The organism is Anaerococcus groningensis (assembly GCF_046365465.1).
GTDB classification, from domain to species: domain Bacteria; phylum Bacillota; class Clostridia; order Tissierellales; family Peptoniphilaceae; genus Anaerococcus; species Anaerococcus groningensis.
The window spans coordinates 228,167-246,574 of sequence record NZ_JBGMEG010000003.1 but is presented as its reverse complement, the minus strand read 5'-3'; the positions used below and the strand labels follow the sequence as shown (position 1 = coordinate 246,574).

The 18,408-nt window shown below is 33.1% G+C and carries 15 protein-coding genes; all 15 read left to right on the top strand.

The features are described 5' to 3' along the window. The first annotated feature begins 2 nt into the window (after positions 1-2). The 15 genes from AB9Q04_RS02780 to AB9Q04_RS02710 all read left to right on the top strand — a co-directional run bounded on the left by AB9Q04_RS02780 (position 3) and on the right by AB9Q04_RS02710 (position 18,211). A complete protein-coding gene (locus AB9Q04_RS02780; protein ID WP_410023857.1) occupies positions 3-911 on the top strand; it encodes a LysR family transcriptional regulator in 909 nt (302 codons plus the stop codon). Between the two features lie 153 nt (positions 912-1,064). After that, positions 1,065-1,619, top strand: a complete 555-nt coding sequence (locus AB9Q04_RS02775; protein WP_410023924.1) for a TetR/AcrR family transcriptional regulator — start codon at positions 1,065-1,067, stop codon at positions 1,617-1,619. Position 1,620: 1 nt separating this feature from the next. Continuing rightward, positions 1,621-3,675, top strand: coding sequence for an efflux RND transporter permease subunit (locus tag AB9Q04_RS02770; RefSeq protein WP_410023856.1), 2,055 nt, complete (start codon positions 1,621-1,623; stop codon positions 3,673-3,675). 9 nt (positions 3,676-3,684) lie between these two features. After that, a complete protein-coding gene (locus AB9Q04_RS02765) occupies positions 3,685-5,994 on the top strand; it encodes a hypothetical protein (RefSeq protein ID WP_410023855.1) in 2,310 nt (769 codons plus the stop codon). 246 nt (positions 5,995-6,240) lie between these two features. Next, positions 6,241-6,564: an ATPase V gene (locus AB9Q04_RS02760; protein ID WP_410023854.1), complete on the top strand. Its 324-nt coding sequence runs from the start codon at positions 6,241-6,243 to the stop codon at positions 6,562-6,564. Beyond that, on the top strand, positions 6,551-8,485 hold the full coding sequence (locus AB9Q04_RS02755; RefSeq protein WP_410023853.1) for a V-type ATP synthase subunit I: 1,935 nt from the start codon (positions 6,551-6,553) through the stop codon (positions 8,483-8,485). The genes AB9Q04_RS02760 and AB9Q04_RS02755 overlap by 14 nt, the downstream gene beginning before the upstream one ends. Then, positions 8,485-8,958: a V-type ATP synthase subunit K gene (locus AB9Q04_RS02750; RefSeq protein ID WP_410023852.1), complete on the top strand. Its 474-nt coding sequence runs from the start codon at positions 8,485-8,487 to the stop codon at positions 8,956-8,958. The genes AB9Q04_RS02755 and AB9Q04_RS02750 overlap by 1 nt, the downstream gene beginning before the upstream one ends. 15 nt (positions 8,959-8,973) lie before the next feature. After that, entirely contained in the window at positions 8,974-9,525 is a 552-nt protein-coding gene (locus AB9Q04_RS02745) for a V-type ATP synthase subunit E (protein ID WP_410023851.1), read from the top strand. A gap of 9 nt (positions 9,526-9,534) precedes the next feature. Continuing rightward, the gene (locus AB9Q04_RS02740; RefSeq protein ID WP_410023850.1) at positions 9,535-10,596 is read left to right on the top strand and encodes a V-type ATPase subunit; all 1,062 of its coding nucleotides are present in this window, start codon (positions 9,535-9,537) and stop codon (positions 10,594-10,596) included. Further along, complete coding sequence (locus AB9Q04_RS02735) at positions 10,589-10,900, top strand: V-type ATP synthase subunit F (RefSeq protein ID WP_410023849.1); 312 nt, start codon at positions 10,589-10,591, stop codon at positions 10,898-10,900. The genes AB9Q04_RS02740 and AB9Q04_RS02735 overlap by 8 nt, the downstream gene beginning before the upstream one ends. A gap of 11 nt (positions 10,901-10,911) precedes the next feature. Beyond that, entirely contained in the window at positions 10,912-12,669 is a 1,758-nt protein-coding gene (locus AB9Q04_RS02730) for a V-type ATP synthase subunit A (protein WP_410023848.1), read from the top strand. Beyond that, the gene (locus tag AB9Q04_RS02725) at positions 12,669-14,036 is read left to right on the top strand and encodes a V-type ATP synthase subunit B (protein ID WP_410023847.1); all 1,368 of its coding nucleotides are present in this window, start codon (positions 12,669-12,671) and stop codon (positions 14,034-14,036) included. The genes AB9Q04_RS02730 and AB9Q04_RS02725 overlap by 1 nt, the downstream gene beginning before the upstream one ends. Before the next feature lie 9 nt (positions 14,037-14,045). Then, positions 14,046-14,774 carry a V-type ATP synthase subunit D gene (locus AB9Q04_RS02720; protein WP_410023846.1) on the top strand — a complete coding sequence of 243 codons (729 nt, stop codon included), beginning with the start codon at positions 14,046-14,048 and terminating at the stop codon, positions 14,772-14,774. Between the two features lie 379 nt (positions 14,775-15,153). Further along, positions 15,154-16,758 (top strand): Na+/H+ antiporter NhaC family protein, encoded by a 1,605-nt coding sequence (locus AB9Q04_RS02715; RefSeq protein ID WP_410023845.1) that lies wholly within the window; start codon positions 15,154-15,156, stop codon positions 16,756-16,758. A gap of 94 nt (positions 16,759-16,852) precedes the next feature. Then, positions 16,853-18,211, top strand: coding sequence for a hemolysin family protein (locus tag AB9Q04_RS02710; RefSeq protein WP_410023844.1), 1,359 nt, complete (start codon positions 16,853-16,855; stop codon positions 18,209-18,211). Positions 18,212-18,408 lie beyond the last annotated feature (197 nt).

Sequence of the window (18,408 nt, the reverse complement as noted above, 5' to 3'; positions counted from 1 at the left end):
ATATGAATTACGATGAGGTAGTAACGTTCTTAACTGTTGCAAATGAAAAAAATATAACAGATGCTTCTAAAACTTTATTTGTATCGCAATCTACTGTAAGCCAAAGAATAAAAAATATTGAGAATGAGTTTAATATTAAGTTATTTGAAAGAGAGAAAGGTATTAGAAATATAAATATTACTAAGCAAGGAGAAGAATTTTTAATATTAGCTAATCAATATATCTATATATTCGATAGAATAAAGTCAATACAAGTAACAAATCATTTTGATCATTTAACTATAGGAGGGATAGATATTGTCAATTCTCATATATTTTATTCATTCTATAAAGATTTAGTGGAGAATAAAAATATAAGATTAAATATTTTTACTCATCATTCAAATCAACTTTTTAACTTGATGGAAACTAAAAAATTAGATATGGCATTTACTTACTCTAGATATCCTTCAAAGGAGATAATATCTAAACCATTATTTAGTGAACCCATGTATTTAGTAACATCTAAAAGAAAAGAAGATGAAGAGAAAGCTCGCTCTTATTTAGAATTTGAAAGATCTAAAAATATATATTTAAAGTGGTCTCCACAATTTGATTTATGGTTTTCAAATCATTGGAATATAAAAGTGAATCCCTATATAAATGTTAACACAGGAAACTTATTATTTAAATATTTAGAAGATGTAGATGGAAGTTGGACGATAGCTCCTCTAAGCGTAATTAAGTCATGGGGTATAGATAAAGTAATAATTATTGACTTGGATATAAAAATACCTAATAAATACTGCTTTCAATTAGTTTCTAAAAACATTAGTTCTTATAAAAGAGAAACTTACCAGAAATTTCAAAGATACCTTTTAGATTACTTATCAAACGTAGAAGGAATATACTTATTCACCAAAAATTTTTAAAATAAAATTATAATAAAAATATTTAAACCAATAGTTGAACAATGTTCATTTAAGCGTAAAATATATTTTGTAACAACAAATGAACAACGTTCATTATTAAAAAGGGGGTTAGATGTGACCACTAAATCTATCGGTGGAAAAAAAGCAGATATCATGGAGGCTGCTCTAAAAGTTTTTAAGGAAAAAGGGCCAGACAAGGCTTCTGTAAGAGAGATAATGGCGGAGGCAGGATATGGTCTAGGAACTTTTTATCTTTATTACACGGATAAAAATGACCTAGAAGAAAAAATTGTTTTAAATAAGGCCATGGATATTATTATAAAAGCAGAAGAAAATTGTAAGGGTAAAGACCCTGTTGAAAGATATATCTCATTTGTGGATTACATAATTGATTATCTAATTGCTAATCCTTTTGAGCTTGAGCTTTTAAGTAGCAATATCACTTGGGCCTTATATACAAAAATAGAGCATGATGAAAGACTGACTGAGGCTGATTCGACCCTACAATTTATTTTAAATAAGTACGAAAATTTATTTTCTAAATCTTATAGCCAGTCCCAACAACTTTATATCCTTGCTATGACTTTTGATATCATGATGTCTACTTGTAAGAGCGCCCTGATGGAGGATTCCACTCTATCTATAAATGAAATGAAACCTGTTTTATTTGCTGTTATAAAAAAAATATTTAATAGACAGGAGAAATAAAATGAAAAAAATATCAAGATTTATTTCATACCATCCAAAATTAGTCTTAATTATAATGACCTTATTACTTATACCTTCTTGGATTGGCTATGAAAATACTGGTGTAAATTATGATATTCTCTCCTACTTACCAGCTGACCTTGAGTCTACCCAGGGCCAAGAAATTCTAGATAAGGATTTTAAAAATGCTGCAACTGGCATGTTGATTTTAAAGGGTGATGACCATGATGCAGACCAGTTAAAAAAGCAGATTCTAGAAATTGATGGGGTAGAAGATGTTATTTCAAAATCTTCTATTGTGGGAGATACAGTACCAAATGAATTTTTACCAGATGGGATAAGAGATGCATTTTATGCAGAAGATTCTACTCTCTTGATGGTTAAATTTAGTGAGTCTTCATCTTCTTTTAAGACTATGGAGGCAATAGATCAGATAAAGGCAATCGAATCTAAAGAAAAATTTTTATCAGGTATTTCTTCCTTGGTAAAAGATACCAAGGACTTAATAGACCATGAAACACCTATATATGTAGCACTGGCGGTAGTTCTTGCCCTAATAGTTTTAAGTTTTACCAATGAGTCTACAATCATACCATTTTTATTTATGCTAAACATTGGCTATGCAATTTTGTATAACTTTGGTACAAATATCTTTTTAGGAGAGATTTCTTATATTACCAAGGCTATTGCGGCAGTACTTCAATTAGCTGTTACAACAGACTATTCTATTTTCTTATATCATAGATATGTAGAAAAGAAACAAAAAAATGAAAACAAAAATGAAGCTATGGCTAAGGCTATTGAATCTACAGTAGCATCTATCTTTGCTTCATCACTTACTACCTTTGCAGGATTTTTAGTTTTACTTTTAATGAGACTAGGTCTTGGTAAAGATATAGGTCTTGTAATGAGTAAGGGTGTGCTTTTAGGATTAGTATCAACAGTGGTTGTTCTACCTCCAATGATCTTGCTTACAGAAAAATGGGTCAATAGATTTAACCACAAGGTTTTACTGCCATCCTTCGAGAAGACTTCAAACTTTACTTTAAAATACAAAAAAACTTTATTTATTGTATTTTTAGCTCTTTTCATACCAGCAATTTATGGGTCAACCCATACAGACCTTTACTACAACCTAGATAGGTCACTACCTCAAGATCTTGACTCTATAGTTGCCCTAAACAAAATGAAAAAAGATTATGACATGGCGTCTACTCATTTTATAGTAGTAAAAGATGATTTGAGCAAGCAATCTATAAATGGCATGGTAGGAGAATTAGAAGATGTGGATGGAGTAAATAATGTCCTTAGTGTCAATTCTGCTACAGGTCTTACCCTACCATCTAGTGTATTGCCAGATAAACTAAAAGATAACTTTGTAAAAAATGGCTACCAAATGCTGATGCTAAATTCTAAGTATCAAACAGCATCACCAGAAGTGAAAAATCAAATAAATCAGATAAATAAAATTATAAAAGACCACGATCCAGATGGATATTTGACAGGAGAAGCAGTTCTTACTGATGACCTAACAGAAATATCTGACCGTGACTTTAAAATGGTAAATATTGCATCCATTGGGGTGGTATTTATAATTATAGCAATAGTATTTAAATCTTTTGCCCTACCAATTGTATTAATTGCGGCAATAGAGCTAGCTATACTTATAAATATGGGGCTTCCATTTTATATGGGCCAAACCATACCATTTATCACATCAATAATAATCGGTGTAGTTCAACTAGGATCTACTATCGACTACTCTATCCTAATGACAGATAGGTTTTTATTCGAATACAAGAAAAACAAGGATAAAAACAAGGCTTTAAAAATAGCAACAAAAGAGACAGCAAAATCAATTGTTACATCAGCCCTTGCATTTTTTGCAGCAACTATTGGTGTAGGTATGTATTCAAAAATGGAGATAGTATCTACTATATGTATATTTTTAGCAAGAGGAGCAATAATTTCTATGTTAGTAATTATTCTTTTCCTACCTGCAATAATTAGTGTAACATTCCCATTCATAAAGAAAACAACAAAAGGATTAAACTAGGAGGGAAATATGAATAAAAAATTTGTAAAAGTTCTTGCAGCAGTAACTGTAGGCTCAGTACTTGCTAGCAACGTATCATATGCGGCTACAGAACCTGTAAAGAAAAATGAAACCATATATGTAACTCAAGAAAATGGCAAGATAACAGATGAGACTGCATCAGTTTGGCTAAGTTCAGATGAAAATATAAAAATAAAAGATAAATCAAACCTTAAAGATATCAAAAACCTAGAAACAGATGAAAAAATCCAAGCAAATGATGGATATATTACTTGGGATGCAGAAGATAAAGATATCTACTACCAAGGAAAAGCAAATGGAGAACTGCCAGTAGATGTAAAAATAATTTATTTTCTAGATGGCAAAAAAGTAAATGCAAGTGAACTTGAAGGAAAATCTGGCCATTTAAAAATTGTGGCAGAAGCTACAAATAAAAAGTCTGAGACAGCAAAAATTGATGGCAAAGAAACAAATGTCTATTCTCCATATGCAGTAGTTACTGCTATGGTCTTTGATGGAGATAAGGTAGCAAATATCACAACAAGTGATGGAAAAATTGTAAAAGATGGTAAAAATCAAATCGTAACAGGTCTACTTACTCCAGGACTTAGAGAAAATTTCTCTGACATACTAGAAGAAGATAAGCTAGATAAGTTTAAAGAAAAATTAGAAGTAGAAATGGATGTTACAGACTATAAACCAACTGAAATTTATACTCTAATATCTAACGAGTTTTTCCAAGAAGATGCTAATTTAGCTTCTCTAGATGATCTAAATGACGGCATTGATAAACTAGAAAATAATATGGCAAAACTAGTGGATGCTTCAGATGAGCTAGCAAATGGAAGTCATCAAATAAATGATGGTATCAATCAATTGAGTGCTGGTGCTGGAAAATTATCAGATGGTTCAGCCCAAATTCTAGCAAACTTTGAAAAACTTTCAGCCGCATTTTCTGATCTTCCAGGCAAAGTTTCAGTAATGACCAATGCTGTAAATCAATTAAGTGATGGATCAAATAACTTAAATGCTGGTATCAATAAATACACAGCAGGAGTTAATCAAGTAAATCAAAATATGCCAACCCTAAATGAAGGAGCTAAAAGCCTACAAGCTGGAGCAACAGAACTTGATAATGGTCTAGCAAAACTTAATAAAGCAACTAGTGAATTAAAAGAAAAAACTGCTATGAATTCTCAAAAAGGAGATGAAAAAGCAAGCTCACTTACAGATTCTTTAGGCCAATTACAAAAAGGCTTAGATGATTTAGGAAAAGGTCTTAGCCCACTTGCAAGTGGTGTTAATGAACTTAATGGTGGCTTATCTGAACTTTCAGATGCATCAGCTACTATGAATGAAAGTATAGCAAGCCTTAGCCAAACAGCGAATGGTATAAATGTCCAAGGAAGTTTAGAAAATATTTATGCCCAAGCAAACTCTATTGATGCAGTAATTGCAAATCTAGAAGCAAATAATGAAGATGGATCTTTAAGTGGACAAATCGAAAATCTTGCAGCAATTAGAAATAGTCTATATGCAGAAGCTGAAAATTTAAAAGCAAGTGCTCAAGTTAGCGCTGGAGTACAAGCAGGTTTATCTGAACTAAGCCAAGCATCGACAGGGCTTACAGCTGGTATTAAAAAAGCAAATGCAGGTTCAAAAGAAATTTCTACAAAACTTTCTGATTCCCAAGATCAATTAGTAGATGCATCAACAAGTCTTTCAGCAGGTGTAGAAAAAATTAGTAAAGGTTTTTCAGAATCAAACCTAATAAAATTACAAGAATCCATTGCCATGCTAGATGATGCTACTAGCCAAATAAAAGCAGGATCAAGTAAATTAAAAGAAGGAACCATCCAAAATACAGCAGGTGTCGAAAAATTATCAGGTGCTATAAATGAACTTGACCAAAACTCAGCTCAATTAGCTAATGGATCACAAAAACTTTCAAATGGCTTAGAAGAATTTAAAAATAAATCTAAGTCTTTAAATCAACTAAGTAATATAAATCAAACAGCTATTAACCCATTAGCAGATGCCTTAAGGCAATTAAACACAGGCTTAAACCAATTAAACGAATCAACAGGTAAACTAAAAGCAGGTAGCGATAAATACGAAGCAGGTTACCATGAATTTGCCCAAGGCTTAAAAGATTATAAAGCTCAAGGTATTGATGAGCTATCAAATAAAACAGGTGATGTACAAAAAGTAAGTGACATCCTAGATCAAATGTCAAAACTTGCCAAAGAAAATAACTCAATCTCTGGAAGTACAGATGACTTTGAAACAAGATCAAGAATAATCCAAAAAATTAAATAGTGAGTAAAAAAAGTGGGCCTAAATAATAGAAAATTTGGGCCTGCTTAAATTTTATATAAATAATTTTTAGTATTATTTTAAGTGTTAATTATATTGGGTATTAAAAACATATGTGTGTTATACACATAAATAAGCTGACACTTACCACAAAAAATTCAAAAAAAATATTGATAAATAATTAATTAGCCCTATTTTTACACGAAAATTTGTGGTATAATTGAGGTAATGTTAATTAGGGGGTGAAAAATGGCAGATGATATTTTATTAAAAATCAAAGAGGCTGAACAGGCTGCTTCTAATGAAGTCAGTGATGCAAAAGCAAAATCACAAGAAATCATTAGACAAGCCAAAGATGAAGCTGACAGTGAGTATAAGAGAATAATCTCTGATGCAAATACTAAAGCAAACGGTCTCATTGATGAAGCAAATCGCAAGGCTTTAAGCGAGAAAGAACCTATCTTGCAAAAAGCACGCGAGGCTTCAAGTAATATTTTAAACACCGATAACAAAAATGTTAAAGTTATTATCGATACTTTGACAGAAAGGATTGTAAGAGATGGCAATAGTTAAAATGGATAAGTTTAACTTGCTAAGCTTTGACTCTGATAGAGCAACTCTGTTAGACACTTTGCAAGGTTTTAACTACGTACATTTTAACGATTTGGTAAAACAACCAAATGATGATTACTTAACTGAAGTCCGTGAAACAAAAAGACTAGCTGAAATCGATGAATCACTTAATAAGGTAAACTATGCAATTGATGTAATAAGAGATTATACAAAAGATTTACCAGATGAAGTTTATGATAAAGTAAGTGACTTATCCTTAGATGAGGTCAATAAACGTGGATCAAACTTCACTTTTGATTTGATTTATGAGAAATTAAGAGGGTTGGTTACCAAACGTGAAAAACTAGTACAAAGTAGGGATAGCCTAAACCAAAGGTATAATGATTTATCTCCATGGCAAGATATAAATGTTAATGTAGATAAGCTTTATAAATCAGACAGGTTTTTCTTAGAGACAGGAACAATATCAGGCAAATTTTATGAAGATTTGCAAAATGCTCTTGTAGAAAGAAACTTAGATGGTACCTTGGTTTATAAAATAAGTGAAAAAGATGGCAATTATTATGTAGTTGCTATTTCAACTAACAAAGAAGCAGAAAAATTTTCTGAAATTTTAAGAGAATTTGGCTTTACTAGAGTAAAAATTGCTGCAGATAATGAAGTTAATACATACTTAACCGATTTAAGTGGCCAAAAAGATGAATTAAATGCTGAAATTGAGGCAGTAGATAAGCAAATAACTGACTTTAAAAAATACTTGCCAGACCTTTACATTTATCAATCTTATGTTACCAACTGCAGAAAAAAAGAAGCTTCAAGTGAGAACTTCCTAAAAACTCGTCAAATGAATATCATTGAAGGCTATGTTCCTAGTGATAAAAGTGCAGAATTTAAAAAAGACTTAGATCAACTTTTAGCAGATAAATACATCTTAGATGTAAAACCAGCAGAGAAAGATGATCCTAATGTACCAATAATTCTAAAAAATAATAAATTAATAGAACCATACGAAAATGTTGTTGCAACCTATGCTTTACCAAAATACAGCGAGCTAGATCCAACAGCAATCGTAGCACCTTTTTATACAATCTTTACCGGATTTATGATTGGTGACTTAGGTTATGGACTTCTTGGAGTTATTGCAATACTTCTTGCATTAAAACTAAAAGATTTCCCAAAAGAAACAGAACAAACTTTAAAGCTATTCCTTAGAATATCCATTTCAGCATGTGTATTTGGATTCATATTCGGATCCGTATTTGGCGGAATAATAGATGTACCGTTTGGTTGGGTTGATACAACCCAAGATATAAATCAGCTTATAACTTTAAGTATAGTTATAGGGGCAATAAGTTTATTCTTTGCCCTAGGAGTAAAAGGATTCATGGCTATTAGAGATGGCCACCCAGATGGTTTATTCTTTGATGTAATAAGTTGGTATATGGCAGTAGGTGGAGCAATTGCTCTAGCACTTACAGGTAGCCCAATCGCAAAATGGGTTATGATTGCAGGAATGGCAATCATCGTTTTATTTGCAGGACGTGCTATGAAATCATGGGGAGCTAGAATTGCAAGCGGTACCTATGAACTTTATGGAATCACCTCATGGATTGGGGACTTTGTATCATTCTTAAGACTTATGGCCCTAGTTTTATCTGGTGGATTCGTAGCCTATTCTGTAAACTTAATTGTAGAAATGATGGCAGGCAGTGGTATAGGCGGACTTATTGGAGGAATTATAGTATTTATAGTGTTCCAACTATTTAACATGTTCCTTTCATACTTGTCAGCTTATGTACACTCACTTAGATTAATTTATGTAGAAATGTTTAACAAGTTCTATGAAGGTGGCGGAATTAAGTTCCGTGAGATGGTTGAAGACACAAACTTTGTAAATATCATTAGAAAAGGAGAAAAATAATGAGTGAATTTTTTATTGAAAACGGTGGAACAATTTTTGCAGTACTAGCAGCAGCGATTGCAACATTATTTGGTGGAATTGGATCAGCAAAAGGTGTAGGTATGGCAGGTGAGGCAACAGCAGCACTAACAGTAGATGAACCAGACAAATTTGGTAAAGCACTTGTACTACAACTTTTACCAGGTACTCAAGGTCTTTACGGATTCGTAATTGGATTCTTTATTTACCAACAAATCATTGGTGGAGATGCAATCACATTTGAAAAAGGACTTTACCTACTAATGGCAGCTATCCCAGTAGCAGTTGTTGGATATGCATCAGCACAAAGACAAGCTAGAGTAGCTATTGCCGGTGTAAACATTCTTGCTAAAAACGAAGATGAATTCGTTAAAGGTGTTGTTTACTCAGTAATGGTTGAGTTATACGCAATCTTAGGCTTTGTAATCTCTCTACTACTAGTACTAAACGCTTAATATTAGGAAAAGATTATGAATAATCTTGAAGTAATATTAGAATCAATTATTAGTGAAGGAAAAACTGAAAGTCAAAATATATTAGATGATGCAAACGCAAAAGCATATGAAATAGTAAATGCAAAAAAAAGCGAAGCAGATAAAAAAGCAGCTGAGATTTTAGCTTCAGCCCAAAAAGAAGCAGAAACCATCATAAAAAACGAAGAAGTTTCAGCAAACCGTGAATCTCGTGATATAGAAATAGCAGCAAAAAATAAGGTAATCGATGAAATAGTAGATGCACTTTTAGAAAACTTAAAAAATCTAGATAGCAACTCCTATAAAACTTTTATAGATAGCACCTTGAAAAAATCTGGTATTTCAAATGGAGAACTTATCTTATCAGATGGCCATAAAGATGCTTTAAAAAATGCAGATTTTGGCGGACTAAAAGTCTCAGATGAAACAGTTGAAGATGGTTTTGTTGTAAAATCTGGCAAAATCGAATATGATAACAGATTTTCTTCAATAATAAAATACAATATTGATGATATAAGAAAACAAATTTCAGATGAAATATTTAACTAAGGAGGGTTTATGAATAGAGATAACTATATAGGTGGATCTATCTCAACTAGAATACGCGAAAATAACCTCCTTACTAGAAATGACCTAGAAAGATTAAATGATTATGATTCAGTAGGTGAAGTCCTAGGTGCTTTAAACGATTCTTCTTATAGAGAGTCCATTCAAGAGCTAGGACGTCCAGAAGAATATGAAAAAATATTAGATCAAGAGCTAAAAAATTCCTATGAACTTATAGAACAAACAGCAGGAGATGACAATATTCTCCAATACTTTAGAGAAAGATATAATTTTCATAACCTTAAAGTATTAGTAAGAGAAATTGTTCAAAATGAGTCTTATGCAAATTTATATAGTGATATAGGAAATATAGACCTAGCTTATATCAAAAGACACTTATCAAGTGATAATATCGAACTAGGCTTTTTAGAAGGTCTAGAAATCGAAGGCTATCAGCCATTTAATAAATCAGTAAATGACAATGATATTTATGTAGATTATGGTAAAACTGCCCTAGCAAAATTTAGGGATACTAACAATCCAAAAGATATAGATATTAGCCTTGATAAGTCATATTATGAAAAACTTTTAAAAGATGCTAAGGAAATAGACCTAGAAGAGCTTACAAAATATACAAAAGAAAGAATTGATTTAATCAATATTAAAACACTTTTACGTATCAAAGCTCAAGGTACAGAGGCAACTGATTTAAAAGATGCCCTAATCGATGGTGGTTATATTGACCCTGAAAGATTAGTAGAACTTGCACCAGCAGATATAAACCATCTTGTGGTAAAACTATCAAATGAAAATATCAATAAATATCTAGTAAGGTCTTTAGATGATGATAAAACATTAGACCAAAACTTACTAGACCTTGAAAAAGCAATTGATGATCACCAAATGGATTACTCAAGACTTGCGAAATCTATGACCTATGGCCCTGAAGTTTTAATGAATTATATCATTTCTAAAGAAGCAGAGATTAAAAACTTAAGGATCATTCTAGTATCAAAACTAAATTCATTACCAAAAGAATTTACATTAGAAAGGTTGCGTGAGACTTATGCATAGAGTAGCAGTAATCGGGGATAAGGATTCTATCCTTGCCTTTAAGGCACTCGGTGTAGAAGTATATACAGTTATAGATGGCGAAGAAGCAGCAGATACTATAAATAATTTAGCCAAAGAAGATGTTGGTGTAATATTTATAACAGAAAAATTTGCTAAAGAAATCCCATCTACAATTGATAAATATAGAGATCAAATGACTCCAGCTATCATTTTAATCCCTGGAAATAAGGGATCAATGGGCATAGGTCTTGCTGATATCAACAAATCAGTAGAAAAGGCTGTTGGAGCCAATATTCTAAATTAAAGGAGCTTAATTTGAAAGAAGGTAAAATTACTAAAGTATCAGGACCATTGATAGAAGCTAGCGGATTATCTGATGCGAATATCTATGACGTGGTTGAGGTATCAAAAGATAAGCTCATCGGCGAAATAATTGAGATGAGAGGAGATGTTGCAAGTATTCAGGTTTATGAAGAAACAACAGGAATAGGACCTGGAGACCCAGTAGTTTCTACAGGACACCCTCTATCAGTTGAACTTGGACCTGGTATGCTTCGTCACATGTACGATGGTATCCAAAGACCTCTAGAAAAACTTGAAGACCTTGCAGGATCATTCTTAGAAAGAGGAGTTACAGCATCACCACTAAATCGTGAAACAAAATGGGAATTTGTCCCAACTAAAAATGAAGGCGATGAAGTTGTTGCTGGGGATGTCCTAGGTACAGTTGAAGAAACACATGTACTTACACATAAAATCATGGTTCCATACGGAACTAGCGGAAGAATTAAAGATATAAAATCTGGCGAATTTACTGTAGATCAAACTGTAGCAGTAATTGAAACAGAAGATGGCTATAAAGAAATCAATATGATTCAAGAATGGCCAGTAAGACAGGCTCGTCCATCAAGAAGAAAACTTGACCCTAATGAACCACTTATTACAGGTCAAAGAGTTATTGATACATTCTTCCCAGTTGCAAAAGGTGGTACATCTGCTATCCCTGGACCATTTGGATCTGGTAAAACAGTAGTACAACACCAAATTGCAAAATTTGCCGATGCAGACATGGTAGTTTATGTAGGTTGTGGGGAACGTGGTAACGAAATGACCGATGTACTTAACGAATTCCCAGAACTAATAGACCCTAGAACAGGCGAATCAATAATGGAGAGAACAATCCTTATTGCAAACACATCAAACATGCCAGTAGCAGCTCGTGAGGCAAGTATTTATACAGGTATTACCCTTGGAGAATACTTCCGTGATATGGGCTATAACGTAGCGATGATGGCAGACTCAACAAGCCGTTGGGCAGAGGCCCTTCGTGAAATGTCTGGTCGTCTAGAAGAAATGCCAGGGGATGAAGGTTTCCCAGCATATCTTGCATCTAGAATCGCAGACTTTTATGAAAGAAGTGGTAAAGTTGAAGTTTTAGGAAATAGAGATGAAGTAGGATCACTCACAGTTATTGGAGCTGTAAGCCCTCCAGGTGGGGACCTTTCAGAGCCAGTTACCCAAGCTACTTTACGTATAGTAAAAGTATTCTGGGGACTAGATTATGACCTATCTTACCAACGTCACTTCCCAGCTATTAACTGGTTATCATCTTATTCTTTATACCAAGATAAGATGGACCAATATATTGACCAAAATATCAACGAAGAATTCTCAACTATGAGAAAACGTGCTATGAGCTTACTAGCTCAAGAGCAATCACTTCAAGAAGTTGTTAGACTAGTTGGTCGTGATGCCCTAAGTGATGATGATAAATTAAAACTAAATGTTACAAAATCAATCAGAGAAGACTACTTACAACAAAACGCCTTCCATGATGTAGATACATTCTGTTCACTTAAAAAACAAAACATCATGCTTGATTTAATTCTTTATAACTATGATAGATCCCTAGAAGCTTTATCAAATGGAGTGGAGCTTGAAAAACTAGAAAATCTACCAGTACACGAAAGAATTACAAGAGCGAAATTTGTAAGCGAAGATGATATAGGAAAACTTACAGACATCAAAGCAGAAATTGACAATGAAATTAGTCAATTATCAAGGGAGGCATAATGTTAAAAGAATATAAAACAGTAACCGAAGTTGTTGGGCCTCTAATGCTTGTTGAAGGTGTTGAAGGTGTAAGCTTCGATGAACTTGTAGATATAGAAATGCATACTGGCGAACGCCGCCGTGGTCGTGTTATAGAAATAGAAGAAGGCCGTGCTATGGTCCAACTTTTCGAAGGATCAACAGGTATTAACCTTGAATCTACTTCTGTAAGATTTTTAGGACGTCCACTAGAACTTGGCGTTTCAGAAGATATGGTTGGCCGTGCCTTTAACGGACTTGGTGAACCAATCGATGATGGCCCAGCTATCATTCCAGAAGAAAAACGTGATGTAAACGGTACAGCTATAAACCCTGTAAGCCGTGATTATCCATCAGAATTTATCCAAACAGGTATTTCTACCATTGATGGACTAAATACTCTTGTACGTGGACAAAAGCTTCCTATTTTCTCAGGAAATGGTCTGCCACACAACCAAGTAGCAGCACAAATTGCCCGTCAAGCACGTGTACTTAATGATGATGAAGGTTTCGCGGTAGTATTTGCAGCTATTGGTATTACTTTTGAAGAAGCACAATTCTTCTTAGATGACTTTAGAAAAACTGGAGCTTTAGATCGTTCTGTATTATTTATGAACCTTGCAGATGATCCAGCTATCGAACGTCTATCTACACCAAAAATGGCCTTAACTTGTGCAGAATACCTAGCATATGAAAAAGACATGCAAGTACTAGTAATCATGACAGACATGACTAACTACGCAGAAGCCTTACGTGAAGTTTCAGCTGCTCGTAAAGAGGTACCAGGACGTCGTGGTTACCCAGGATATCTATATACAGACCTTTCTACAATCTATGAAAGAGCTGGTAAACTTCGTGGTAAACCAGGAACTATTACACAAATTCCTATTTTATCAATGCCAGAAGATGATATCACTCACCCAATCCCAGACCTTACAGGATACATCACAGAAGGACAAATTATCCTTAACCGTGAATTATATAACCAAGGTGTTCAACCACCAGTTTCTATCCTTCCATCCTTATCACGTCTAAAAGATAAGGGTATAGGTAAGGGTAAAACTCGTGAAGACCATGCTGGTACTATGAACCAAATCTATGCAGCTTATGCATCAGGGGTTGATGCTCGTGAGCTACAAAAAATCTTAGGTGACTCAGCACTTTCAGATGCAGACCTTGCATTTGCTGAATTTGCTAAGCAATTTGAAGAAAGATATATAAACCAAGGATATTATACAAATAGAACTATCGAAGAAACTCTAAATCTTGGTTGGGAATTACTAAAATTAATTCCAAAATCAGAACTTAAGAGAATTGATGATGCCCTAATTGAAAAATATATGGATTAGGTGATAAAAATGGCAAGACTAAAAGTAACGCCAACTAGGATGAATCTTAACACCTTAAAAGAAAGGCTTGGCACTAGTAAACGTGGTTATAAATTATTAAAAGATAAGCAAGATGAGCTTATGCGTCAATTTATGATTTTAATCCGTGAAAATAAAACTTTAAGAGAAGAAGTAGAAAAAGAACTGTCTGATTCTTTTTCTGACTTCCTTATTGCAAGTGCCTTTATGAGCCCAGAATCAATGGAAGCAGCAGTTAGCTTTCCTACACAAAAAGTTGGTGTTGATATAGGTGTTAAAAATGTCATGAGTGTTAGAATTCCTGAAATGGAGTTTCAAGTAGAGCAAAATGAGGATGCAAGTATGTATTCTTATGGTTATGCAGAAACATCTGCAGGCCTTGACCAAGCAATTGCAGGGCTAAATGAAGTTACAGAAAAACTTTTAAAACTTGCAGAACTTGAAAAAACTACCCAGCTTATGGCAGATGAAATAGAATCTACACGTAGACGTGTAAATGCTCTAGAGTACCGTACTATCCCAGACTTGGAAGAAACTATCAAGTATATTAGAGCAAAACTAGAAGAAAATGAGAGAGCAACTATCGCAAGACTTATGAAAGTAAAAGATATTATCTCAGATCCTGATGTTACAGATACTTTGGATGAACCAGGATTTAGAGAAAGTCAAGATGGATTAAATCCAACAGGTGATAGTAGGCCTACTCTATCTAAGGAATAATAAGCCTATTTTAGTATAAAAAATGTAATTACGGTAGCTATCTTAAAAGTAGTGATACTATTGTAGTTATTTTTTATACTGGACTTATTTCCCTTAATGCAGAAAAGCTAATAGAAATGAAAGAAGAGGACCAGAGGTCTTCTTTTTTTGTATATAATTCCTATTATAAAAGCTATGAAATTGTTAGAGCAATTTTATTCCATTATTAAATGCTAGATGTCTTTTATATATAAAAAAAATAAGTATAATGTAAAACATACGTCAAAATATTTGAGTTTAATTATAAGTGATTATAGGTTTAGCAAATCAAACAGTAGCTTTTGCTAATTATATAAAATAGTACTCTTATAAATATTTAAAACTCATAGAGAGGTTTTTTATGGATACCAAAAAATTAAAACCAGCCCTTGGGGTCGCCTTGCTATCTCTAGGGCTTGCCATATATATTGCAATAACAGGAGAGGCTACTGAGGCGAGTATTTGGTCACTTTTTCCACCTTTAGTAGCTATTTTTGTGGCATTATTTACTAAAGAAGTATTTTCATCTTTATTTTTAGGGATTGTTACAGGTGCGATTTTAGCATCAGGAGGATCATTTGCAGTTTTTCTAAATAATTTAGTGCAAGAAGGATTTATTACTTCTATTTCAGCAAGTTCAGGGATTTTTATATTCTTAGTAGTTCTTGGAATAATGGTTGTGCTTATAAATCATTCAGGAGGATCCAAAGCCTTTGGAGATTGGGCTAATTCAAAAATAAAGACTAGGAAAGGTTCACAACTTGCTACATTTTGTATGTGTATAATGCTATTTATTGACGATTATTTTAATTGTTTAACAAGTGGATCTGTGATGAAGCCTATAACTGATTCTCACAAAGTATCCAGAGCAAAACTTGCCTACATAATAGATGCAACTGCTGCCCCTGTTTGCATGATAGCTCCTATTTCTTCATGGGCAGCCGCTGTTTCAGGATATGCCGAAAGTAGTCATATGTCAGGTATAGAGTTATTTGTAAGATCAATTCCCTTTAATTTTTATTCTATTTTGACCTTGGTTTTCGTAGTAAATATTATAGCCTTTGATAATGATTTTGGTCCAATGAAAAAATACGAACAAAGAGCCATGGAGGAGGGATATCTGGGTATTAGAGAAGATGTTTCTACAAGTGGTTTAGAGCAAAACTTAAATGGGTCTATAATTGATTTAATTTTTCCTGTAGTAATTTTAATTATATCTTGTGTTACTAGCTTAATTAATGTAGGAGGATTTTTCGATTTAGCAAGCCCGTATTATCATGATTTTGTAAATGCTTTTGCCAACACAGATTCATCGGTAGCTCTTGCCATGGGGTCTATTATTGCGCTAATAATAAATATAGTATTTTTTGTAGTGAAAAAATCTATAAGCTTTGAAAAGTCAATGGATGCTATTTCAGAAGGATTTTCTTCTATGGTATCAGCTATTTTGATTTTAACAATGGCTACAAGTTTAAAGAATATATCAAACGATTTATTGGGTTCGACCCAATATGTAGGTGGACTTATGGAAAATGTGGCAGGAAGCTTAAATTCATTTTTACCAGTTGTAATTTTTATAGTTGCAATATTTCTTGCCTTTGCCACAGGAACAAGCTGGGGAACTTTTGGAATTTTGATACCGATTGTAGTATCTATGTTTGAACCGACAGATCCATTATTTTTTATAGGAATATCAGCTACTCTTTCAGGGGCAGTTTGTGGAGATCACCTATCTCCTATATCTGATACAACTATAATGTCATCTACAGGGGCAGGTTGTATTCATATTGACCATGTTAAAACTCAGCTACCATATGGTATGAGTGTTGCAGCTATATCTGCGGCAGCATATATCATAGCAGGATTTACTCATTCCGCTCTTATACCTTTATCTTTTGGAGTGATAGTAATTTTTGCCTTGATGTATGTATTAAAATTAAAAAATAAAAAAGAGTTCAGTATATAATATGAGCTGAGCTCTTTTTTATAAAATTGTTTTGACAATAGCCAAAATAATGTATATACTCATTTTAAGATAGAAAAGAACGGAGAGAATATAAATGGACCAAGGGCCCTACCATATCTTAATTACAAGCCTTGTTGTAATATTACTTTTAATAATTAATGGTACTTTTACAGCTATTCATACAGGATTAATTACATTAAACCCAATGCGATTAGAGGAAGATAAAGAAAATGATGCAAAAACAAGGGCTATCCTAAAGATTATATCTGATCAGGATAGGTTAAATCAATCTTTTGGCATAGTAAATATAATATTTTCCCTTCTAACGATTGCTTATTTTACAAAAAGATTAAGTGAGTTAACTACTGATGGATTTTTCTTTAATGGAATTATTTCTTTAGGGTGGATGACCTTTATTGTGATAGTTATATATACAATAATAAAAGTTATATTTGTAGATAAGATTCCCCAAAGAATTGGCGTAAGATTTCCTATGCAGATAACTAGATCTACTGTAGCTATTACTAAGTTTATAATGTTTTTGACTAAGCCTTTAGTTTCTATAACCACAACTGTAACAAATTTCTTGATGGGAATCTTTAGCATAGAAGCTAAAGGAATAGAAAAAGCAGTAACCAGTGAGCAAATCAAATCCATTGTCCAAGTTGGAGAAAACCAAGGGATAATTCGCCCTATGGAATCAAAAATGATTCACTCTATCATGGGTTTTGATGATCTCATTGCTGAAGAAATAATGACAGCAAGAACTGATGTTTTTATGATAGATGTAAATGATGAGGAAAAAACTTGGTTGGAAGAATTTGAAAAGATAAAACATTCCCGTATCCCTGTTTATGAAGACGAAGTAGATAATATCCTAGGTATTCTTTATACCAAAGATTACCTTTTAGAAGCAACTAGAGTTGGGATGAAAAATGTCCATGTCAAAAGCCTGATAAAACCTGCATATTTTGCCCCAGATAAGATTGAAACAGATAAATTATTTGCCGATATGCAGATAAATCATATCCACATGGCAGTTTTAATAGACGAATACGGTGGATTTGCAGGTGTAGTAACCGTAGATGACCTCCTAGAAGAAATTGTAGGAGATTTAGATGAGGGAATTAATATTTCTAGCGAATTTAGAGAAAATCGCAAGGGAGTATATGTTGTAAAAGCTTCAATGAATATCAAAGATTTAAACGAAAAAATTCCTATAGATATAGATGAGGATAACGAAAACTTCGATTCCCTAGGTGGATTTATAATAGACTCCCTAGGATATATTCCAGAAGAAGGAGTCAATGAGACTCTAGTTTATAATGGCTATGAAATAAAAATCCTATATATTGAGGATAATAGGATAAAGGCTTGTAGGATAAGAAAATTAAAAGAAGAAATAAATGCTAATGAGAATGAAGTAATAATTGGCGAAGATTCTGAAAATTAAAATCACCCGATATGGGTGATTTTTTTATGTCAATATAAAAATTTTAAAAAGCAAAACTGACTCCAAAAATTGATAAATTCATAATTTCAAAATTCTAAAAATTGCAAACTCGCATACGCTCAAACAGTGCAATTTTTTAGCGAATCTATTCAATTAGAATTTATGGCAATTTTTTACGAACAGAAGACTTTTTAAAA